This window comes from Colwellia sp. MB02u-10, assembly GCF_014077185.1.
Classification (GTDB): domain Bacteria; phylum Pseudomonadota; class Gammaproteobacteria; order Enterobacterales; family Alteromonadaceae; genus Cognaticolwellia.
The window spans coordinates 1-21,584 of the sequence record NZ_JACGVK010000120.1; the positions used below are offsets into that span (position 1 = coordinate 1).

Genomic DNA, 21,584 nt, shown 5'->3' on the forward strand with positions numbered 1-21,584 from the left:
ATTCACTTTTAGTATTAAGTGAGTTAACGCATAGAATGAAGCAAGTAATTTCGTCGGTTATCATGCTGATATTCGTGGATTACTAACTTATTTGTTAGCAGCGCCTACCTTACTCATTTCGTCGTTACTTTTTATTAAGCTACTTTTTATTAAGCCACCCATTACTTTTTATTAAGCCACCCATAATAACTTGTTTGTTTTTTCAACAATAAACTACACTTAATTTACCCTTTTCAAGTGTGGTGATTGTTATGCCCAAGCCTCGTTCACAACAAATTAGTTTATCTGATACGCCGTACTATCATATTTGCAGTCGAACCGTCCGCAAAGCCTTTTTATGTGGTGTTGATAAAGAAACCGGTGTCAGCTATGAGCATAGACGTAGTTGGATTGAAAAACGTATTTTTCAATTATCTCAGGTATTTGCTATTGATATTTGTGCTCACGCTGTCATGAATAATCACTTACATTTAGTACTTCATGTTGATAGTGAACAAGTTAATAACTGGACTACGCTAGATGTACTGTCTCGTTGGCATAAGTTGTTTAAAGGCACCATGTTGACCCGTAAATATCAGCGAGAGCAATCATTAACTACATTCGAAATGGAAATGGTTGAAGAAACAGCGCAGGTCTATAAACAGCGCTTAATCGATGTCAGTTGGTTTATGCGGGCATTAAACGAGCCTATTGCTCGACAAGCCAATAAAGAAGACAAATGTACTGGCCACTTTTGGGAAGGACGCTTCAAATCTCAAGCCCTGCTCGATGAAGGTGCATTACTCGCTTGTATGGCTTATGTAGATTTAAATCCAGTCCGTGCGAGCATTGCGCCAACACCGGAACAATCGAGTTTTACCAGTATTCAACTTCGTATCAAAGCAGCCATCATGGGAGAGCAACCGACAACGTTATTACCTTTTACTGGTAATGAACATCAAGTGAAAACCTCAGGTATCAGCTTTAGCTTGAAGGATTATTTAACCCTAGTAGATGAAACAGGTCGCGTAATAAAAGAAGACAAACGAGGCGCTATCGATACTAAAACTGCCAATATACTGTCAAGACTGCACATCAGCGATAAAAGTTGGCTAAAACTCACCACAAACTTTGAAGGTATATTCACTGGCGCGGTGGGCACCGCGGAGCATTTGTGTGAATTTACTGAACACGTGGGTTTAAAGCGAGCACACGGTAAAGCCAATGCTCAAGCTTGTTTGAATAGCGCTTAAACTTAACTACATGCTAAGACAGCAAGAAAAATACGGCTACTTTGGGGTAGCAAGTACCACTTGCCTGAAATCCACTCATTTAATCAAAATATATAAAAATCGATATACAAAGGCTTAGCATATGAAGTACATGCATTCTTGTTGACCAATGGATAGCCGTGTTTCAGAGCATTATTATTGCGTAGAATTATCATGGGTGGCATAGTTAATTTGCATAGTTAATTTATTCACGTCAAGGAATTATCATGGGTGGCATAGTTAATTCATAGTTAATTCCGTAGAATTATCATGGGTGGCATAGTTAATTGTTAGTATGACTCCCCACGTCAAGGAATTATCATGGGTGGCATAGTTAATTTTCATAGTTAATTTTCTGGTGGGAAATTCTGCTTTTGGTGTAAAACTCGCATTATTCTAATCGTATCACCATCGACCCAATAAGAAACAATCATTGATATTTCTGGAATGATTAGCACTCTTCCACGAAAAATATCTCTTTTAACACCCATTAGTGGGTGTTCTAGTAAGTTTTCAACTTTAGCTTCAATAGTTTGATCAGTTTTTTCTGCTGCACTTGGATTAAAATCAAAAAGAAATTCAAATATTTTTTCACGATCATTTAGTGATTCTTCTTCCCAAAAGATCATGATTTGTTTCTATTACGGATTTTATGTTTTTTTGCTTCCATTAATGATTTTGCTTCATCATGTACAATAAAATTAGCTTTTCCGTTATCAAACTTGTCAAATGCTGCATTTATTTGTTCCGATAACCATGCATCATGGCTCATAGTTTTTCTCTGTTCTTCTGCTAAACCTTCTGCAAGTTCTCGGCATGCGTCGCTAAGAGTACGGCCTTGGCTTTCAGCCATTAGTTGCGCCAAACGTTTCGTTTCTTCATCAATTCTAAATTGAATACGAGTGTCCATTATAAGTTACCTTAAATTAGCATTGTACTCACAAATGTTAGCACTGCAATTAATCCAAAGCAACTAACAACACGCTTAAACGGATCATGATCTTCCCCCGCTTTAACGGACTTTGATGGCAAAGCCAAAGCTGTTGTTTTGACAGATACAGGGCTTAAGCAATTTAAACGGTTATTTAATGCACTATTTGCAAAAAAATAAAGCATAGATTTTTGCTCGTATCGACTTTACATGGTGACAAAAATTGTTATTCTTTTATGCTGCTTTGGGTACAAAACGCCATGGAGCATTTATTTATCACCCATTAGCGCTGCGGTATCATCAAAGATGTTATTTTTAAAATAACATCTTCAGCGTTAACCGTGTCGCCATGCTCTGAAGAGGTAACTCTTTAAAAACGGGCCTTTGTTACTTAACCATTTCAAAGCAACACTTGGCTTTAAGATAAGGCCTTTACCATTTGACTAATTTGCTTAATGTCGCCAAGACGTATCGCGGTTAAACTGCGGGCTAATTGGGCTTTTAATGAGTGGTTATTTTTGAGTGCTGGACCAAAAATTGAGTCGATATTTAAAAAGGCTTCAACGACTTCTAGCACATTATCGCTAAGCAATTTAGGCATAGTAGCGAAGTTGCTCGCCATAGGGTCAACAATTTCTTTTCCTGCTTTTAATGCCGTGCAAATAAACTCAAACCAGCAAGCTAATGATAAAGAAAGCAACTGAGTAGGGCGTCCTAGGGCTAAGTTATCTGCAATAATAGGTAAAATTCTCATTTGCACTTTTTGTGAACCATCAAAGGCTATTTGCGCTAATAAATGACGAATATTAGGGTTTAAAAAACGCTGAATAATATCATTACTATAAATTTTTACATCTAACTCTTTTGGTGGTGTAAATGAGCCAATAATTTCCTCTGCAGCGAGTTTGGTAATAAATTGATAAAATTCTTCGTCGCTTGCAACATCAAATATGGTTTCAAAGCCGGCCAGTGAGCCGGCGTAGGCTAATGTTGAATGTAAGCAGTTGAGTAACCTTAATTTTGCTTGTTCAAAACCAGCGACGTCATCGGTAAATATAACGCCAACCTTTTCCCAATCAGGACGCTCACCTTGCCACTTATTATCGATAACCCATTGGCTAAACTCTTCTCTTTGTATCGGCCAGTTGTCTTGTAAACCCATGGCTTTTGATACGGCCTCAATGGTATAGCTTTCTGTTTTAGGGGTAATGCTATCAACCATGGCATTTGGAAAGGCAACATGGTTATTTATCCATGTTTGAAGCTTGCTATCAAATTGTCCGGCATAATCTACAACAGCACGGCGCAGTTTGTCACCATTGCTAGAGACGTTATCGCAACTCAGCACATTAAAGGCTTTAATATGGTTTAGTTTTCTTTGTTTAAGTGCTTCTACAATAAAACCAATAGCACTAATAGGCGTTGTCGGTTTTTCTAAGTCATGTTTAATATCGGGATGATTTAAATCTAAAGAGCCGTCTGAGGCTAAACAATAGCCTTTTTCGGTAATGGTTAAGGTAACCAGTTTTGTGCTTGCTGCAGACATACGAGCGAGAACGTCATCGCTTTGCTCGCTGGCAACTAACACTTGCTTTATTGCCCCGATAACTTGATAGCTAACTTTTTTATCTAAAATGGCTAAGGTATACAAATTATCTTGCTCGGCTAAAATATCTCGTGCGGTTGCACTGCGCAGCGAAACACCACAAATCCCCCAATGGCCACCGGACAAATTCATGGCATTTTCGGTATAAACAGCCTGATGAGCACGATGAAAAGCCCCAGGGCCAAGATGAACAATACCAATGTCGGTGTTTTCTCTATCGTATTTGGGTGTTGAAACTTTTTGATTATTCGCTATTTTGGATAAATTTAGTTGCTTCAGAAGTAAGTTCATATTGTGCTCTTATTTGATGGTTTTGTGGTGAGGGAGATCAACGCGATAAAAATGGATTAATCATAAAAGTTTTTATTCACCTTATTGAAAAATCGTAATATTTGACATTAGATTAATTTGACTACTTCTCAAGACCAAACTGACTAAAGCATAACTTTAGGTATAGAAACTATAAAAATAAAAAAGTCATTAACTAGCGTAATGACAGGTTAATGACTGAGTAGATGTTTTAAATGTAAACGCTTATAAGACTAATGCCTTATAAGCGTTTATGTTCTAAAGGTAGCGCGTACATCAAGCGTAATACAGTTATCTGCTTAGATGTAGCGCCATTTCTTACTTCTTAGAACCTGTAGCTAGCACCAAAGGTAATACGACGGTCAGTTATACCTTGAGCACACAACATAGCGCCTTCATTAACACAAGATTGTGTAATGTCTGACTCAGTTAAGTTAACGGCTTCAAGACCAATATTTAACTTCGCAGTCACGTCATAACTTACGCTAGCATTAAGTTGCCCTCTGTCATGGGTAGTAACAGGGAAACCTAATGTAGAGTTTAAGCTAGCACCTGCAGCAGTATCCTCTGTACGGAAGGTATCACGCCATGTATAACGTAATCTTGCTGAAAGACCAAACTTCTCATAGTACACGGCAACATTGTAAGCATTTTCTGAGAAGTCAAGTAGACCTCGTTCAGACTCATAGGTTACAAAGTTTGAGTCGTCATAAATACCTTGTATTGCATTAAGGATATCCGTTCCGCGTTTAGCCGAAGAATAAAAAGCTGAACCGCCTTTATATTCTTGGATAGTGTAGTTAGCCACAACACCAAATCCTGACGCCCAACCTAAGTCTTTCTCAAAGCTTGAAAGGTCATATTGGAAAGCCATTTCTATACCGGTTTGAGTGGTTGTTGCTGAATCATTAGATAGCGTTTCAACATCAACACATAAGCCAGTGGTATTTGGATCTCCTATCGCATTAGGTTGCACGGCTGGGTTATAGATACCACCACCAGCACATGTAGGACCTGGTTCACGCCAGCCAATGGCATCAGTTGAAGCACTTTCTAATTGAGTAACAAACAAGTTGCTACGATCTTTCTTGAAATAACCGATACTGACTACCGCCGCTTCGGCAAAATACCATTCCGCTGAAAGATCAAACGAGGTAACTTCTTCAGGCTCTAGGGCTGCGTTACCAATTTCTACTGACTGATTTTCGTTAGTACCAAATGAAACTGAAGTATTTAATTTGTCAAAACTAGGACGTAGAATATCTTTACCCCAGCCTAAGCGCAGAACAACATCATCGCTTACGTCTGCAACCAAATTCAAACGAGGTAGTGTGTAGCTATAATCACCCTTGTTTGTTGTTGGTGATGCAACACCATTGATGACTGTATTACCTCTTGATTCAATATCTGTTGATACATGGCGTACACCGAAGTTACCGCGGAACATTTCATACTCAAAGTTTGCTTGGGCATAAAGTGCATGCGTTTTTTCTTCGATACCAAAGATAGCGGTATCTGACGGTGTAAGGTCTGATAAGTCTTGCTTACCACCGTGTGCAATGATGGCTGCTTCTAATGTAGATATAACAAGGTCTGGATTATTGAAGGCAAGATCTGGGTTCACAATTAAGAAATTACGCAGTGCTAGTTCTCTGCCGTCAGCATCACCAAAGTGACTAGGGCCGGCAACAAGCAGCTCTGAAAACATAGCGCCATTTGGGCTATCGACCATTTTGCTGAAACCGCCAATACGATCAGATATGTTAACTGAGTCATGTTTGGTCATGTTATAGCGATAACCAAAATCAACAGAAGTCACCATATTATCATCTATAAAGTACGTAGAGTCGATACGGAATGCGTCTTCAGAGTTGTCTGTGGTGCTTCTACTAATATCGACCTGATCCAATACAACATTGTTAGGATCAAGTAAATTTGCCACTGTTGGTGCGAATGGCGATGCGAAATCGATACCGAATGCCAACGAGTCGCCCGTTAAATCATAAATAAAAGGTACGCTGTTATCATTACTAGAACCATCAAGTGGTGTTAGTGGATTAGGGTTAATAAAGTTTAATTGCGTGTTTAATGACGGTGTAACAGTATCAGAGCTTGCACTAGATAACTCGGCACTGACAAATAAGTGATCACCTTGCCACTCACCACCAAGTCTAAAGACTTGCGTGTCTGTTATACGTGCACCGGTATCACTATTAAAACGTAAATTTGGATCGTCATCATCAACAGCGATGTTTGGTTGAATGGTACCTCTGCTTGCCGCCTGAATACTACCTAGATTAACACCACCAAGTGAACCAAAATTTATTGTTTCAAACTCAGTAGGCAGGGTGTAGTTAAGTACACTACTCACACCAGAGCCTTGCACTCGCGTACTTTCTTGACGACGTTCTTGGTCGGTAATAACAGCATCGAAGAAAAACTTCATGTTGTCGTTTGGAGCAAATTCAAAGGTAGTGGCAATGTTGGTAGTTTCGTATTCAAAATTTTCTAATTCCTGATTTAGAAATTGAATACCAAGAAAGTCGAAATCTTGAGCAACAGGTCTTTTAGTTGCCTGATCTTCTAGGCTTCCGCTTCTATAAACGTCCGCGTTACGGTTTTCAACAAGGCTGCCGTCACGGTCGACACGAGGGCGGAATGAAGTCGCTTCTTGTTTAGCGTAGCTACCACTAATAATGAAACCAAACTTACCTGAATCTAGTTCCCAGTTATCGCCGTATGCACCTGACATTCTTGGTTGAACACCATCAGTGGTCAGGCTACTGTCTTCACCTTGTACACGAAGAGATCCCAATGTTTCTGTCAATTCAAGCGGACGAATAGTACGTAAATTTATAGTACCACCAATAGAGCCTTCGGTAGTTTTAGCTTCTGGAGATTTAGTGATTTCAACGCCTGCAATAATGGCAGCCGAAAGATCTTCAAAATTCATACCACTGCGTCCAGAGCCTGAACCTACAGTGGAGGCACCGTTAATTTCAACACGGTTAGCGTTACTACCACGGATTTGTACACCGGTACCAATACCCGCTGTTCTGGTAATTTGAATGCCGGTAACGTTCTCCAGCACCTCTGCAAGATTCTGATCAGGTAGCTTACCTATATCTGTAGCCATTATTATTTCGACTAAATTAGCCGTATCACGTTTTTCTGCAAGTGCTGTGGTTAGAGAGCTTCGCATGCCAGTGACCTGAATGACTTCAACTGCTTTTTTTGCTTCTGCTTCTGTCTCTACTTCTTGTGCATTTACCGCCGCTGCAAAATTCAGCGAGGTAGCTGAAAGAACCGCTAAGGTTATTTTAGATAATTTTTGTCTCATAGATTTCCCCTGTGTAGTTTTTTTGCAATATATTTTGTAAATATTCCAAAAACCACATCTGTAATTAATAAAAGTTGACCCCAAAGAATTGAAACTCCCTAAAAGTAAAATACTTAATACCCATAAAGAATCTGAACAGATAATTACAATAAAAACAGAAAAGGTCAACCCCTTGGTTATACAAAATAAATAATAAAATCCATTTTTACACTTACCAATAGGGGCGATTGACTTTACCACCATGTTATTTTTAATGCGTTAATGATTTATGATATTGATTTAAATGATTAATTTTTATTATGTGTATTTTCATTGAATAATATCAATGTTTGTATTGAAGCGATATTTATTTCAATATAATATAATTTTTCATCCTTTATTGGCTTTAATAGTCTAAATTATCTAGGGATAATGGCTTTAGGATTAACTGATATGACAAATTGGTTGACCAACTGGATATATATCAATAGTCTTGTACTACCTAATCATATAATAAGCATGAAAATGATGATATTTAACCAATACGTGATGAAAAGGGTAAAGGCCACATTGTTTGGCGTTACTTGTGCGCTAGCAGCATCGGCTGTAAATGCTTCGACTGTAAGCGGCGCTAGTCTTAACAATGCTCAACAGATATATGCTGAGGCAATAGTTAAGTTTGCTGAGCTAAACACTAAATATTATGACCGCGATGTGCCATTCGGATTACTTTTAGACGGTGAGCTTGGTGTTAAAAAAGATCGTATCACTGACTTAAAGCAAGGTTTAGCCACTCACTACACAATAATAGCACCTTGGGTTATGGCAGGTTTTACGCCCGCTATTGCACTAACAGATATGTCCTTTTGGGTCATCCTCACTGCTGGGAACAACGACAATGAATAACATTAAGAAGCTTTTTAAGTCGCTACTGCCGGGAATATTTTTATTTGGCTTTACCGTCGGTACTGGCAGCGTTACCGCTATGGCAAAAGCTGGAGCAGACTATGGCATGTCGTTGCTATGGACCATCTTTATTTCTTGTGCCATTACCTATTTTTTGATTCACCTGTTTGGCAAATTTACCTTGGTAACAGGCCTTACTGCTCTACAATCTTTTAGAAAGCATATCCATCCAGCGGTAGCGATATTTTTTATCGTAGCGCTTACTACTCAGATATGCGGCAGTGTTATTGGTGTGATGGGAATTTTAGCCGATGTTTGTTATGAATGGTCGAAAAACTTTATTGATGGCGGTATATCGCCGCTTTATTTCGCTCTATTTTTTATCACCTTTGTCTATCTGATTTTTTTGATTGGCAGAACAGAAGTATTTGAAAAGGTGTTGGCCATTTTTGTCGCCATTATGTCGGTTTGTTTTTTAATTAATTTTATTATTTTGATGCCTCCTGCTATGGAAATTTTGCAAGGTATGGTTCCCAATGTTCCCGATACTGGCGCAGATAAAAATGCATTTTTGGTGATCGCGTCCATGGTAGGTACCACGGTTTTTTCTGGGCTATTTATCCTAAGAACCATACTCGTAAAAGAAGCCGGTTGGACCTTGGCCGACTTAAAGGCCCAAAATAGAGATGCGCTGTTCTCAGCCTTTCTCATGTTTATCGTCAGTACCTCAATTATGGCGGCTGCTGCAGGGTCTTTGTTTGTTCAAGGGATCACTTTAGTTAATGTGACGCAAATGATTTACCTACTAGAACCTTTAGCGGGCTCAGCTGCCGTCGCTATTTTTACCATAGGACTGATAGCTGCAGGCGTGTCTTCACAATTTCCTAATGTAGCCTTACTGCCATGGCTGCTAGATGACTTTCATCAGCGAAAGCCCAATTTAAAGAGACCAAGCTATCGAATAATGGCTTTGCTGATCTCTTCTTTAGGTTTAATTGTACCGATTTTTAACGCCAAACCTATTGCAATAATGGTTGGCTCTCAGGCTTTTGGCGCTTTGTTGCTGCCTGCGACTGTGGCCTGCATTTTCTATATAGGTAATATAAAAAGCCTAATGGGAGTGCATAAATTTTCAAAGATCACCAATGTTATATTGTCGATGATATTCGTCTTTGCTTTGGTCATGAGTTACATGAGCTACAACGGCATTATTTCAACATTACAGGCGCTCTAGATCGGCGCTTTAGGCAGGCGCTTTGTTGTGCCAAAAATGGCGATACCTTATTAGCCAGCACCCCCATCAGTAGGGGATAACTCGCTGGCAGATGTATTTACTTTTATCAGTAAGTGCTGAGACAAATTTTTGATGGAATCATAACGATGAATAAAATAATTAAGTTTACGGCTAACCGTGTTTGGCGAACCTATCAAGGTGGCAAGTTGCTAGATACGATTGAAGGCAAAGAAAGCCCTCAAGACTCAAGCTTTCCAGAAGATTGGATTGGCTCTACAGTGCAAGCTCGTAATATCGGGCGAGAGCATATCTCGGAAGGTTTGGCTATGGTAACCGATGAGGCAGGGCAGTCAGTTCCCTTTCGTGATTTACTGCAAACAAATCAAGGGTATTTTTTGGGGAAAAATGACGACACCATGCGTTCGATGGATGACATTCCATTGGTCAAGTATTTGGATAGTTCCACCCGATTACATTTTCAGGCCCATCCAACTCGAGAGTTTGCTGAAAAGCGCCTTGGTTTACCCCGCGGCAAAACCGAAGCTTATGTGATCCTTGAAACGCGTGCTGAGGTTAGTGAACCATATATTTACGCAGGGTTTCAACGCTCTCCTAGTCGAGAGCAGCTTAAAAAATGGATAGAAACCCAAGATATTGCATCAATAGAAAGCTGTTTTGATCGTATTCCAGTTAAAACCGGTGATGTATTTCTACTGCCCGGCGGGCGTCCTCACGCTTTAGGCGAAGGTATTCTTATGTTAGAGATTATGGAGCCTTCAGATTTAGCCGTAAGATTTGAATTTGAGCGTTGTGGCTACGTGATACCTGAACAAGCAAGATTCATGGGTAGGGATATAGAAACTGCATTAGACGTATTTAATTTAGACCCCGTTCCTCCCGAAAAAATAGATGCAGAATTTCGCTGCAAACCTAAAACCCTCTCTAGTGATGAGCATGGCAATAGTCTTGAAGAACTGATCGGTGCAGACGATACATCTTGTTTCACCGTAAAAAGAACATCAGTTAATAGCAGCGTTAAGCGTAAAGAAGAGGCCTTTTTCTATGGCATTGTGACTTGTGGTTCGGGAACATTGCTTATTGGAGACGAAGTTACCCAGCTCAAGCAGTGGGATCGCTTTTTTTGCCCGGCAGGCGTTAGCGAATTTGAGTACCAAACAGATTCGGGCATGTCTATTCTGGAGTGTTATCCGGGCAATAGTTGATGGACTCTGCATTGATGAAATCAAAGAACTGGCTGTTGAGTCAGCTAATAGGCTAGCCAAGAAACTTTCAAATGATAACGGCAACTGAAATATGTTGAATAAATATTAATAACGTAAAACGTAATAAATGGAGACTTTATAATGCGTGAAGCTTGGAGATGGTTTGGTCCTAATGACCCAGTAACCATTGCTGATATTAGGCAAACGGGCGCTACAGATATTGTTAGCGCTTTACACACAATACCTACCGGTGAAGTTTGGCCTTTAGCAGGTATTCAGGCTCATAAAAATTTGATTGAAAAAGATAATAACCTGCAATCTTCTTTAATTTGGTCTGTTGTTGAAAGTATTCCTGTACATGAAGATATCAAGTTAGGCCGCGAAAATAACCAAGCTTATGTTGATGCTTGGATTGTATCAATGGAAAACCTAGCAAAATTTGGTATTAAAACTATTTGTTATAATTTTATGCCGGTAATTGATTGGACTCGTACTGATTTAAAATTTCAATTACCTAATGGCGGTTATGCCCTAAGATTTGACCAACAAAAATTTGCCGCTTTTGACTTGTTTATTTTACAACGTGAAAAGGCTGAAGATGATTATTCTGCAGCAGAAATAAAGCAAGCAAGAGTCGTATTTTTAGCTATGTCTGAAGATGAAAAAAACTTATTAACCAATAATATTATCGCGGGTTTGCCGGGCAAAATGACAGAGGCTTATACCATAGATAACTTTCGTAGTATGTTGGCAAATTATAAAGACATCAGTAAAGATATTTTAAGAAAAAATTTATTCTCTTTTTTATCACAAGTATTACCTAAGGCCGAACAATTGGGCATTAAGTTAGCGATTCATCCCGATGATCCGCCAAGGGATATGTTAGGTTTACCGCGCATTATTTGTACCTCAGAAGATTTAGAACTGCTGTTCTCTGCATTACCAAGTCCAGCAAACGGCATTACCTTATGTGCAGGAACCTACGGTAGTCGTCCCGATAATAATTTACCTGAAATGGCTAAACAATATGGTTCGCGTATTCATTTTGCTCACTTGCGAGGTGTTAGTAGAGATAAAAATGAACAACGCTCATTTTATGAGGCTGAGCACCTGTCCAGTGATGTTGATATGGTAGGGATAATTTCGGCCTTATTAAAAGAAGAAAAAAAGCGTGTTGAAAGCCAAAATAATGATGAAATATTTATTAGGCCGGATCACGGCCATCAAATTTTAGACGACATCAATAAAAAGGGTAATCCTGGATATTCTTGTATTGGTCGCTTGAAAGGTTTAGCCGAAATTAGAGGCGTTATTAAAGCACTCAGTAGCATTAATTAAATTGATCGATTATTGCTTGGAATATTTTGTACTGCGCTAATTTGTACTGTGATAAATAATTTAGCATAAAAATAACTAGGCTCAAATTATGCTGCTTACATAAAGTGACTTTAATTTTTTCTGTAACTCTGTAACTCTGCACTTTGAAGTGAACTCAGATATACCCACTCACTTCAAAATGCAGTTTCAGCGCTAAGCTAGGTAATTAGGTCAGGCGCAATACTAAGATAATGTCTATTCCTTATTTAGTGTTCAGCATTCAGATATAACCGGTAATAGTCACTACATTAAGGCTAGCTTATTAGGCTTATATTAAACTTACATGACCATTATTGGTCAATATTTAACTTGTCATCACTGCCGCTAAAAAACTCATTCTTTATTACCAATAATGATTTTATTGGTTGAATAAATTCATTTTTAATAAATCAATTTAACAGCAGTCCCATTTGTAATCAATAGGATTTTATTTTTTTAGTTGATCTAAAACAAAGGGTTAGGGTAGTCAGTGTTATGTAGCTAGTTGATGGGTAAAGCTATGGAAACCCCTTTTATGAATATTATCAACACTAATACAAGTAATTATTATCAAGGCCCTAAATATGTTATTACCAAGAGTTCGGTATTGTCTTATTACCAATACCCATTTATTGGTTGACACTTGGTGGGGGTTTGGTTAGTATTTGATTATTCATTATTGTTTCGAGTGTTTCTAAACAATAAGTCTGTAATAAGACAGTATAGATACGAGATAAATATGACGTATTGATACCAAAATTATTAATGGCTTGAATACTAGATTGGGTGTTTGGTTTATACACTAGACCTTAATCTAAGGCTTAGATATTTAGCCTAATTTACTCAAATAAAATAGCATGCCCGCCTAGCAAGGTGAGTTATGTTCGCACTCAGATAAACAATCACCAATAATTTTAGGAGTTAGATATGACAAAACCTATCATAGGTTTCATCGGCCTTGGCCTTATGGGCGGCAACATGGTTGAAAACCTGCAAACACGCGGCTTTCAAGTTAACGTAATGGATCTTAATAAAGAGGCTGTTGCAAAAGTTGTTGCTCGCGGTAATGCTACTGAAGTGAGTTCAGGTAAAGAATTAGCTGAAAAAAGTGACATTGTAATGCTTGCTCTTACCACTTCAACAGTTGTTGAATTAGTCGTTTATGCCGAAGATGGCATCTTAGCAGGGATGAGTGAAGGCAAAACATTAATTGACTTCGGTACTTCTATTCCAGACTCTACTCGTAAGATCGGTCTTGCTCTTGCTGCTAAAGGCGCAGGCATGATTGATGCTCCATTAGGCCGTACTCCTGCACACGCTAAAGATGGTTTATTAAACATCATGGCTGCTGGTGATATTGATACTTTCAACAAAGTTAAGCCAGTGCTTGACGAGCAAGGCGAGAACGTATTTTACCTTGGCGCACTTGGTGCAGGTCACACAACTAAGTTAATTAATAACTTCATTGGTATGACTACGGTCGCTGCTATGTCACAAGCATTTGCTGTTGCAAAAGCGGCGGGTGTTGATGGTCAACAATTGTTTGACATTATGTCTGCAGGTCCATCTAACTCTCCATTCATGCAGTTCACTAAGTTCTATGCGGTAGACGGCGAAGAAAAATTAGGTTTCTCTGTGGCTAACGCAAACAAAGATCTTGGTTACTTCAACCAAATGGTTGCTGATTTAGGTGGCGAGTCTTTAATTGCTCAAGGTACGTCTGCTAACTTACAAGCGGCTGTTGATGCGGGTCTTGGTCAACATGATGTGCCAGTAATTTTCGACTACTTTAATACTACACTAGCGAAGTAATTCGCCTGTAACTTCATACTAAAGGGACTAATTAGTCTCTTTAGTATGTCTTTAGTATGGTTATGCTATTAGTAATACAGCCGAACTACAACCGCGGTATAGCAAGGTTTAATAAGTGATAAGTATTGACTAGATAGTTTGAATTAAGGCCTCTTTTTGAAGAGGCCTTTTATATTTAGCATGATGTAGATTACAATTAATTAAATTTCAGTAGCGTTGGGAATTGAATACAGTCCGCGTTTTTCACTATTTTTTTGTTTGATTTCTTCTAAAGCCCTTAACTCTACTGCATCAAATAATGCGTTTATTAAGCGATTAAAATGACTATGCATAGCAAGTCTTGCTTGGGTAGCATCTCCTAACTTTAACGCCTGATAAATAGCTTTATGTTCAGCAAGGGTTTTTGAATTATCTTTACTACAAACACTGTCATAATCTTTAATAATTTCAGGTGTTGAAGAGCGTAACTTCCAAAGATTTTGTGCTGATAAAATCATCGCGCTATTGCGAGTGGCGTTAGCAATGATTTGATGAAATTCTTTATCCGCTGCTGCTATATACTGGCTATTTTCCATATCAACTAAGGTTTGATGCAAGCGAGTTAATTCATCTTCGGTGATCATTGTTGCAGCCATAGCGGCCACTTCACCTTCAATTAATGCTCGTGCTTGAGTCACCTCAAAAGCGTTGACTTGATTTTGTAAACCAATTAATTGGTTAACCGGTTTTAAAACATAAACGCCTGAGCCTGTTTTTACTTCAATTTTTTCACGAACTTCTAAAGCTATTATCGCCTCTCGAATCGTAGGTCTACTCACCTTAAATGTTTCTGCTAATTCTCTTTCTGGTGGTAAGCGACTACCGGGGGGATAAATTCCAGAATCAATTAAAGCTTCTATTTTATCTACAATACCCCAAAAAAGTCTGCGGTTGCTGCCCATATTATTTCCTTAGCTAAATGTAAAATAATGATATCTATAATAATGACATCTATAACTAATCATATCGTTTTATCTCGCTCATGGCAAAACTATTAAACGCTAGCTTACGAGGTAACTAATATTTTGGTCTAGACGTAAAAGTAATTTAGGCTTACCATTTTTTGATGGTAAATTAACTCACAACATTACCAATTTGACTTATTTTGGTAATGTAATTTGGTTGACAATCGCTATGGGTTTCAGTTAAATTAAATTGATGAGGATTTAAAGGCCATGTGGTGTCTGTTTATTGCTTCAGAAATGACACTCAATAGCACTCAAAGGTTAAAAGTAAAATCTAAGTAAAGCATTTATGTTAGCTCGGCTCAGTTTAATGAAGACAAAATATGTTGGCGTTATTTAATTTTTATGATTAAAACTGTCAAATTTCAAATTTCAAACTTTATATTTCATAGGTTATTTTATGCAGAAAACTAAATTATCACCCTACTTACTATGTAGTCTCAGCATAACATTTTGCTTAATGTTAACCGCAAACCAATTAGTGGCTAAAGAATGGTTGGTTGACGATCAAATAGCGTATAAAAAGGCCATAGAAAAAGTCCAACCGGGTGACAACATAGTGTTATCTAATGGTAGATGGAATAACTTTGAAATTCTTTTTAAGGGCGAAGGAAGAAAACAACAACCGATCACACTAAGCGCAGAAACTAAAGGAAAGGTTTTCCTTACGGGCCAGTCAAATTTACGTTTAGCTGGAAAATATTTAGTTGTTTCTGGACTTGTTTTCAAAAGTGGCTACACACCAAGCAGTGAAGTGATTTCGTTTAGAGAAAATAAAAATACATTAGCCTTTCATTCGCGTGTAACAGAAGTTGTTATTGATAATTTTAGTAATCCAGACCGTTTTGAATCAGATTATTGGGTAGGTATTTACGGTCAATATAACCGCTTTGATCATAATCATTTAGTCGGTAAACGCAATAAAGGCGTTACCCTAGCGGTAAGACTTACAACTGAAGATAGCCAAGAAAACTATCATAGAATTGATCATAATTATTTTGGTCCACGCCCTATATTTGGTTCAAATGGTGGTGAAACATTACGCATAGGCACAAGTCATCATTCATTAACTAATTCTTTTACTACCGTAGAAAATAACTACTTCGACCGTTGTAACGGTGAAGTTGAAATTGTCTCTGTTAAGTCAGGTAAAAATAAAATTGTTAATAATACCTTTTTTGAGTCGCGCGGTACGTTAACGCTTCGCCATGGTAATGGTAATCTTATTGAAAACAATGTGTTTTTTGGTAATGGTGTTGATCATACCGGCGGTATTAGAGTCATAAACCGTGATCAAACAGTACGTAATAATTATTTAGAAGGCTTAACAGGATACCGTTTTGGTAGCGGTTTAACTATTATGAATGGCGTGCCAAATTCTAGTATTAATCGTTATCATCAGGTTGTTAATGCGCAAATTGAAAATAATACTCTGATTAATATTGACCATGTGCATTTAGCGGCAGGTAGTGACGCTGAACGTTCAGCCGTCCCTAAAGATAGTGTCATTAAAAATAATTTATTTTTTAATGACACTAATAAAGCACCGTTTTCAGTATTTGACGATATTAGCGGTATTACCTTTTCAAATAATATTTCGAATAAGCTGACCGATAATAAAATTGCTTCAGGTATTACAGAAAAAAATCTAGTGTTACAGCGAGCTGCCAATGGTTTGTTATATCCAATTTCTGACACTAAGGGTATCGGTGTATCAAAAAACCTTCAGCCAACAGAAAAAAATCAAACAGGTACCACATGGTATGCCAAAGCAGAGCCAGACGTTGCATTTGAGTCAGGAAAAACAACCCCAGTTAAAGCCGGTGGTGAATATTTATATCAAGCGATTGGGCAAGCAGAGCCAGGCGATATCTTAATATTAGAAGATGGCAATTACACCATAGATAAAATTGTTAAGCTGGATAAAACAGTGTCGATTAAAGCTAAGAATCGTCATAAAGTTACATTAGAGTTTGGTCGTTCAACCTTATTTGAAATAAATAATGGTGGCAGTTTAAGTATTGATGGTGTGGTGGTTAGTGGCAAAAATAGTGCTGACTATTCAGGTAATACTTTTGTGAGAACGGCTAAGTGGGGCATGTTTAAAAATTACCGTTTTGCGATGAAAAACAGTGTGATTAAAGACTTAAATGTTAACCACTCTTTCCACTTTTTAGATTCAGGCAGTCGAGCATTTGCACAGTCTATTGATATTGAAAATAATGTTTTTGAAAATATTACCGGTGATATTTTTAGATTAAACAAAGAAATTGATGATTTAGGTATTTATAACGTTGAGTACCTCAATGTCGTTAATAACACCTTTAGCAACGTTAAGGGTATGTTAGTTAACTTATATCGTGGAGGTTCAGACGAAAGTACCTTTGGCCCTCATCTATTGTTAAAAGACAATACGATTAACAATGTAGGTAATGGTAAACGCAATAAATCTAAGTCGGCAATCATTTTACATGGTGTTCAAGTGTCTACCATCGACAGTAATAGCTTTGTGAATAGCGGATTAATTACTATTGAACATACCGTGGGTGAGCCTATAACGGTGGTTAAAAATAACACCTTTAACAAAACTGCAGCGCCTAGTGTGAAAGAGTTACATGCTAAAGGTCCACATACCGCTGTGCTATTAAATAACAAGCAATTTTAATAAGAGCTCTTTATGAATTTTTTTAATAAAACCTTATGTTTTTTCTCCGACTTGCCATTATCTAAAAGATGGTTAGCCATTATCACTATGGTTATTACCTCTTTCGTAGGGGGTAATCAAATAGCGATGGCAAAAACCAGTCCTAATCTGGTGATAACCACTAGCGATGTAGAAAATATGCGCAGTGCTATAAAAAAAGAGGGGAAATTTAAACGTACCTTTATTGCCAATAAAGCATCGGTCGACAAACAAATTTCAGAGGCTATCACAGTACCCATGCCAAAAGATGGTGGTGGTGGTTATACTCATGAGCGCCATAAGAAAAACTATAAATTAATGTACGATGCGGGCATTATTTATCAATTAACCCAAGATGGAGTCTACGCTGACTATGTACGTGACATGTTGCTTGCTTACGCTGAACTTTATCCTACCTTGCCTTTACATCCAAAAAGAAAAATGGGTAAACAAAACCCAGGTAAACTATTTTGGCAAAGCTTGAATGAAGCTATGTGGCTGGTGTATACCAGTCAAGCTTATGATTTGGTTTTATCTTCATTAAGTACCGAAGAAAAAGCAACCATTGAAAAAGGCTTATTTCGCCCTATAGTCAAGTTTTTATCAGTCGACTCTCCTGAAACCTTCAATAAAGTACATAACCACGGCACATGGACAACCGTTGCGGTCGGCATGACAGGTTATGTGCTGGGTGAGTTAGATTGGGTAGAACAAGCACTTTATGGGTTAGATAAATCAGGTAAAGGCGGATTTTTAATACAGTTAGATGAGCTGTTCTCACCACAAGGTTATTACAACGAAGGCCCGTATTATCAACGTTTTGCGTTATTGCCATTTATTACCTTTGCTAAAGCTATTCAAACCAATCAACCTGAGCGGGAAATATTTGAATATCGCGATGGTATTGTCTTAAAAGCTATCGATACGACAATTCAGTTAAGCTATAACAAATTGTTTTTCCCTATTAATGATGCCATTAAAAGTAAAGGTATTGACACGATTGAATTAGTCAACGGTGTGGCCATTGCTTATGGTTTAACGGCTGGTGCTAGCTTGCTTGATATTGCTAAACAACAGGATCAAATTCTATTAACGGGCGATGGTTTAAAAGTGGCTCAAGCGCTTGATAAAAAACTAGAGCAACCTTATCAGTTTGATTCAGTGGCCTTTGGTGATGGTAATGACGGCAAGCAAGGTGCGTTAGTTATCATGCGTCAAAATGTCGGTGGTGAACAAGCCGTGCTATTCAAACCTGCTGCGCAGGGCTTAGGGCATGGTCATTTTGATAAACTAACGTGGCAGTTTTACGATAAAGGTGAGGAAATTGTTTCTGACTATGGCGCTGCTCGATTTTTAAATGTTGAAGCAAAGTTTGGTGGTCGTTATTTGCCTGAAAACAGTACTTGGGCAAAACAAACGATAGCGCACAACACCGTTGTTGTAGATGAGAAAACGCACTTTAATGCCAATGTTAAAATGGGTAATTCGCATCATCCTGAACTATTGTTTTTTGAAAAAAATGACCATGTCATTATCAGTTCAGCGAAAATTGACAGTGCATACAAAGGGGTATCGTTAAAGCGAACGATGGCACTGATCAATCTTCCAGGTCAAGAGCAGTCATTGGTTGTCGATGTGTTTGATGTTCAGTCAAAGAAAAAACATCAGTACGATTTACCTACACACTATAAAGGTCATTTAATTAGCACTAATTTTGAGCTAGATACACAATTAACGAGTTTACCGGTATTAGGTAAAGAAAACGGTTACCAACATTTATGGTTGAAAGCACAAGCACAGCCTAAAGCGGGTTTATCGCAAATTACCTGGTTAAATGATAATGGACGATTTTACACTAGCTCTTCGATTATGGATGGTGATTCGTCATTAATTTTCAGCCAAATTGGTGCGAACGATCCTTTGTTTAATCTACGAAATGAAAATGCCTTTATCAACCGTGCAACAAAGTCTAAAAATCACACTTTTGTTAGCGTGTTAGAGCCACATGGTGAATATAATCCATCAAAAGAGTTTACTGTTTCGGCGGTCAGCACAATTGAAAAGCTATCACATAAAAAAATTAATAACATAGATGTAGTCGCCATTAGTTTTGAAGGAAATAAACGTTATTTATTAGCCTTTAATTCAACTGAAAGCTTTAAAAGTAATCAATCAAACACATTTTCATTTGACGGCTCGACATATCAATTTGATGGCCGTTTTAAATTGTTCGAAATTAAAGAATAGGGTTCAATTATGAGTCAGAGTAAAATTTTTACATCGGTAGATGAAGCAGAGATCGAAGACATAGGCGGCGGTTTAAAACGTCAAATGTTGGGTTATAACCATGAGTTAATGGCAGTTAAAATTTGGTTTGCAAAAGGGGCTATTGGCTACAATCATGCTCATCGGCACTCACAAGTAACTTATGTTGTTGAAGGCGAGTTTCACTTTAACATTGATGGTGTAACCAAAATATTAAAGCCAGGGGATAGCTGTATGATACCACCCCATGCAGACCATGGTGCTACCTGTCATACCGGCGGAATTTTAATTGATACTTTCAGCCCTGCACGGGAAGATTTTGTTGAAGAAGGTGCTTTTGATCATATTCACAATAAGGAAAATAGCTAATGAAGCTTAAAAATCTCCGTTGGTGGGTTATTACGTTAATCGCACTAGCTACCGTTATTAACTATATTGATCGATCTGCGCTTGCCGTGCTATGGCCAGACATAGTCGAAGATTTATTTCCTGATGAATCAGCTTTTGAGCGGAAACAAATATATGCAAATATTTCCATGGTTTTCATTTTATCTTATGCCTTTGGTCAGGCAATTTTTGGCAAGATATTTGACTGGATAGGCACTCGTCTAGGCTTTGTGTTATCTATTGGTGTTTGGTCTCTTGCAACGGCTGCTCACGCATTTGCACAGGGTGTACTTAGTTTTAGTATTTTCCGCGCCATATTAGGTGTAGCAGAAGCTGGAAATTGGCCGGGTGCGGCTAAAAGTAATGCAGACTGGTTCCCAACAAAAGAACGTGCCTTAGCACAAGGTATTTTCAACTCTGGGGCTGCCATTGGCGGTATCATTGCTATTCCTTTAGTTGCTTATCTGACGGTTTATTTTAGTTGGCAAATGGTATTTGTTGTTATTGGTTTGGTTGGTTTGCTGTGGCTTATTCCTTGGATTATATTGGTCAAGGCACCACCTAAATCACATCCTTGGATCACCGATGAAGAACGTGCATATATCTTAACCGGCCAACGAAACATTGATATTGATGAATCTGCAACGGAAGAAGAATATAACCCAAGTACGGGTGAATTACTTTCACGTAAAGAAAGTTGGGGGGTAATTATTGCTTCTGCGGCTATTGACCCTATCTGGTGGTTGTTCGTTTTTTGGATCCCTATTTATCTTAATGAAGTTTACGGCATGGACGTTAAAGCTATTGGTATTTACGGATGGGTGCCCTATGTAGGTGCTATGTTTGGTGCTTGGTTTGGTGGTCTTCTTGCACAAAATCGTATAAAGGCAGGCTGGAATATTGATAAAACACGTAAATTAACCATTACTTTAGGTTGTTTGATTATGTTGCCAGCACTATTAGCGATGGCAAGCCCTGGTGGACCGACTACAGCGGTAATGATTATGGCGGTTATTTTATTTGGTTTCCAAACCGTGATCAGTAATCTTCAAACCTTACCGAGTGACCTTTTTGGCAAAAAATCTGTCGGTACACTTGCCGGGTTTTCTGGCATGGCAGCGAAATTTGGCGCATTAGGTTTAACCGCGTTAGTCCCTTTTTTAACGGCTGATGGTAACTACACTCCTGCTTTTGTTATCGGTGCGTCTTTAGCGATTATTGCGATGGCTGCGGTTTGGATTCTTATTCCCAAAATTGAACCATTGAAACCTAAAGCTTAAGAGCTAAGTCATCCGGTAA

The 21,584-nt window shown here is 38.3% G+C and carries 15 protein-coding genes; 10 read left to right on the plus strand and 5 right to left on the minus strand.

Annotated features, from left to right (window positions below):
* Positions 1-251: 251 nt before the first annotated feature.
* On the plus strand, positions 252-1,232 hold the full coding sequence (locus H4J59_RS11100; RefSeq protein ID WP_182239386.1) for a transposase: 981 nt from the start codon (positions 252-254) through the stop codon (positions 1,230-1,232).
* Between the two features lie 365 nt (positions 1,233-1,597).
* On the opposite strand, the gene H4J59_RS11105 is transcribed toward H4J59_RS11100, so the two are convergent.
* The 4 genes from H4J59_RS11105 to H4J59_RS11120 all read right to left on the minus strand — a co-directional run bounded on the left by H4J59_RS11105 (position 1,598) and on the right by H4J59_RS11120 (position 7,436).
* Positions 1,598-1,879 carry a type II toxin-antitoxin system RelE/ParE family toxin gene (locus H4J59_RS11105; RefSeq protein ID WP_182239388.1) on the minus strand — a complete coding sequence of 94 codons (282 nt, stop codon included), beginning with the start codon at positions 1,877-1,879 and terminating at the stop codon, positions 1,598-1,600.
* Positions 1,876-2,160 (minus strand): damage-inducible protein J, encoded by a 285-nt coding sequence (locus tag H4J59_RS11110; protein WP_182239390.1) that lies wholly within the window; start codon positions 2,158-2,160, stop codon positions 1,876-1,878. The genes H4J59_RS11105 and H4J59_RS11110 overlap by 4 nt, the downstream gene beginning before the upstream one ends.
* Before the next feature lie 439 nt (positions 2,161-2,599).
* On the minus strand, positions 2,600-4,078 hold the full coding sequence (locus H4J59_RS11115; protein ID WP_182239392.1) for a mannitol dehydrogenase family protein: 1,479 nt from the start codon (positions 4,076-4,078) through the stop codon (positions 2,600-2,602).
* A gap of 343 nt (positions 4,079-4,421) precedes the next feature.
* Positions 4,422-7,436, minus strand: coding sequence for a TonB-dependent receptor (locus tag H4J59_RS11120; RefSeq protein WP_182239394.1), 3,015 nt, complete (start codon positions 7,434-7,436; stop codon positions 4,422-4,424).
* Between the two features lie 432 nt (positions 7,437-7,868).
* On the opposite strand from H4J59_RS11120, the gene H4J59_RS11125 reads away from it, so the two are divergent.
* The 5 genes from H4J59_RS11125 to H4J59_RS11145 all read left to right on the plus strand — a co-directional run bounded on the left by H4J59_RS11125 (position 7,869) and on the right by H4J59_RS11145 (position 13,946).
* Positions 7,869-8,321 carry a hypothetical protein gene (locus H4J59_RS11125; RefSeq protein ID WP_182239396.1) on the plus strand — a complete coding sequence of 151 codons (453 nt, stop codon included), beginning with the start codon at positions 7,869-7,871 and terminating at the stop codon, positions 8,319-8,321.
* Positions 8,314-9,555, plus strand: a complete 1,242-nt coding sequence (locus tag H4J59_RS11130; RefSeq protein WP_182239398.1) for an Nramp family divalent metal transporter — start codon at positions 8,314-8,316, stop codon at positions 9,553-9,555. The genes H4J59_RS11125 and H4J59_RS11130 overlap by 8 nt, the downstream gene beginning before the upstream one ends.
* Positions 9,556-9,701: 146 nt before the next feature.
* A complete protein-coding gene (locus H4J59_RS11135) occupies positions 9,702-10,778 on the plus strand; it encodes a class I mannose-6-phosphate isomerase (protein WP_182239400.1) in 1,077 nt (358 codons plus the stop codon).
* 141 nt (positions 10,779-10,919) lie between these two features.
* Positions 10,920-12,116 (plus strand): mannonate dehydratase, encoded by a 1,197-nt coding sequence (gene uxuA / locus H4J59_RS11140; protein WP_182239402.1) that lies wholly within the window; start codon positions 10,920-10,922, stop codon positions 12,114-12,116.
* Between the two features lie 945 nt (positions 12,117-13,061).
* Complete coding sequence (locus tag H4J59_RS11145) at positions 13,062-13,946, plus strand: NAD(P)-dependent oxidoreductase (RefSeq protein WP_182239404.1); 885 nt, start codon at positions 13,062-13,064, stop codon at positions 13,944-13,946.
* A gap of 200 nt (positions 13,947-14,146) precedes the next feature.
* Here the strand turns inward: H4J59_RS11145 and H4J59_RS11150 are convergent, their stop codons facing one another.
* The gene (locus H4J59_RS11150) at positions 14,147-14,887 is read right to left on the minus strand and encodes a FadR/GntR family transcriptional regulator (RefSeq protein ID WP_182239406.1); all 741 of its coding nucleotides are present in this window, start codon (positions 14,885-14,887) and stop codon (positions 14,147-14,149) included.
* Between the two features lie 463 nt (positions 14,888-15,350).
* Between H4J59_RS11150 and H4J59_RS11155 the strand changes: the two genes are divergently transcribed.
* The 4 genes from H4J59_RS11155 to H4J59_RS11170 all read left to right on the plus strand — a co-directional run bounded on the left by H4J59_RS11155 (position 15,351) and on the right by H4J59_RS11170 (position 21,565).
* Positions 15,351-17,615 carry a polysaccharide lyase 6 family protein gene (locus H4J59_RS11155; RefSeq protein WP_182239408.1) on the plus strand — a complete coding sequence of 755 codons (2,265 nt, stop codon included), beginning with the start codon at positions 15,351-15,353 and terminating at the stop codon, positions 17,613-17,615.
* Positions 17,616-17,702: 87 nt separating this feature from the next.
* A complete protein-coding gene (locus H4J59_RS11160) occupies positions 17,703-19,880 on the plus strand; it encodes a heparinase II/III family protein (RefSeq protein ID WP_182239619.1) in 2,178 nt (725 codons plus the stop codon).
* A 9-nt stretch (positions 19,881-19,889) separates the two neighbouring features.
* The gene (locus tag H4J59_RS11165; protein ID WP_182239410.1) at positions 19,890-20,267 is read left to right on the plus strand and encodes a cupin domain-containing protein; all 378 of its coding nucleotides are present in this window, start codon (positions 19,890-19,892) and stop codon (positions 20,265-20,267) included.
* Positions 20,267-21,565, plus strand: coding sequence for an MFS transporter (locus H4J59_RS11170; RefSeq protein ID WP_182239412.1), 1,299 nt, complete (start codon positions 20,267-20,269; stop codon positions 21,563-21,565). The genes H4J59_RS11165 and H4J59_RS11170 overlap by 1 nt, the downstream gene beginning before the upstream one ends.
* Positions 21,566-21,584 lie beyond the last annotated feature (19 nt).

What these genes read in the sequence shown, in the direction of transcription:
- H4J59_RS11100 (WP_182239386.1), top strand. Translation starts at nt 252, where the DNA reads ATGCCCAAGCCTCGTTCACAACAAATTAGTTTATCTGATACGCCGTAC.
- H4J59_RS11105 (WP_182239388.1), bottom strand. Translation starts at nt 1,879, where the DNA reads ATGATCTTTTGGGAAGAAGAATCACTAAATGATCGTGAAAAAATATTT.
- H4J59_RS11110 (WP_182239390.1), bottom strand. Translation starts at nt 2,160, where the DNA reads ATGGACACTCGTATTCAATTTAGAATTGATGAAGAAACGAAACGTTTG.
- H4J59_RS11115 (WP_182239392.1), bottom strand. Translation starts at nt 4,078, where the DNA reads ATGAACTTACTTCTGAAGCAACTAAATTTATCCAAAATAGCGAATAAT.
- H4J59_RS11120 (WP_182239394.1), bottom strand. Translation starts at nt 7,436, where the DNA reads ATGAGACAAAAATTATCTAAAATAACCTTAGCGGTTCTTTCAGCTACC.
- H4J59_RS11125 (WP_182239396.1), top strand. Translation starts at nt 7,869, where the DNA reads ATGACAAATTGGTTGACCAACTGGATATATATCAATAGTCTTGTACTA.
- H4J59_RS11130 (WP_182239398.1), top strand. Translation starts at nt 8,314, where the DNA reads ATGAATAACATTAAGAAGCTTTTTAAGTCGCTACTGCCGGGAATATTT.
- H4J59_RS11135 (WP_182239400.1), top strand. Translation starts at nt 9,702, where the DNA reads ATGAATAAAATAATTAAGTTTACGGCTAACCGTGTTTGGCGAACCTAT.
- uxuA (WP_182239402.1), top strand. Translation starts at nt 10,920, where the DNA reads ATGCGTGAAGCTTGGAGATGGTTTGGTCCTAATGACCCAGTAACCATT.
- H4J59_RS11145 (WP_182239404.1), top strand. Translation starts at nt 13,062, where the DNA reads ATGACAAAACCTATCATAGGTTTCATCGGCCTTGGCCTTATGGGCGGC.
- H4J59_RS11150 (WP_182239406.1), bottom strand. Translation starts at nt 14,887, where the DNA reads ATGGGCAGCAACCGCAGACTTTTTTGGGGTATTGTAGATAAAATAGAA.
- H4J59_RS11155 (WP_182239408.1), top strand. Translation starts at nt 15,351, where the DNA reads ATGCAGAAAACTAAATTATCACCCTACTTACTATGTAGTCTCAGCATA.
- H4J59_RS11160 (WP_182239619.1), top strand. Translation starts at nt 17,703, where the DNA reads ATGGTTATTACCTCTTTCGTAGGGGGTAATCAAATAGCGATGGCAAAA.
- H4J59_RS11165 (WP_182239410.1), top strand. Translation starts at nt 19,890, where the DNA reads ATGAGTCAGAGTAAAATTTTTACATCGGTAGATGAAGCAGAGATCGAA.
- H4J59_RS11170 (WP_182239412.1), top strand. Translation starts at nt 20,267, where the DNA reads ATGAAGCTTAAAAATCTCCGTTGGTGGGTTATTACGTTAATCGCACTA.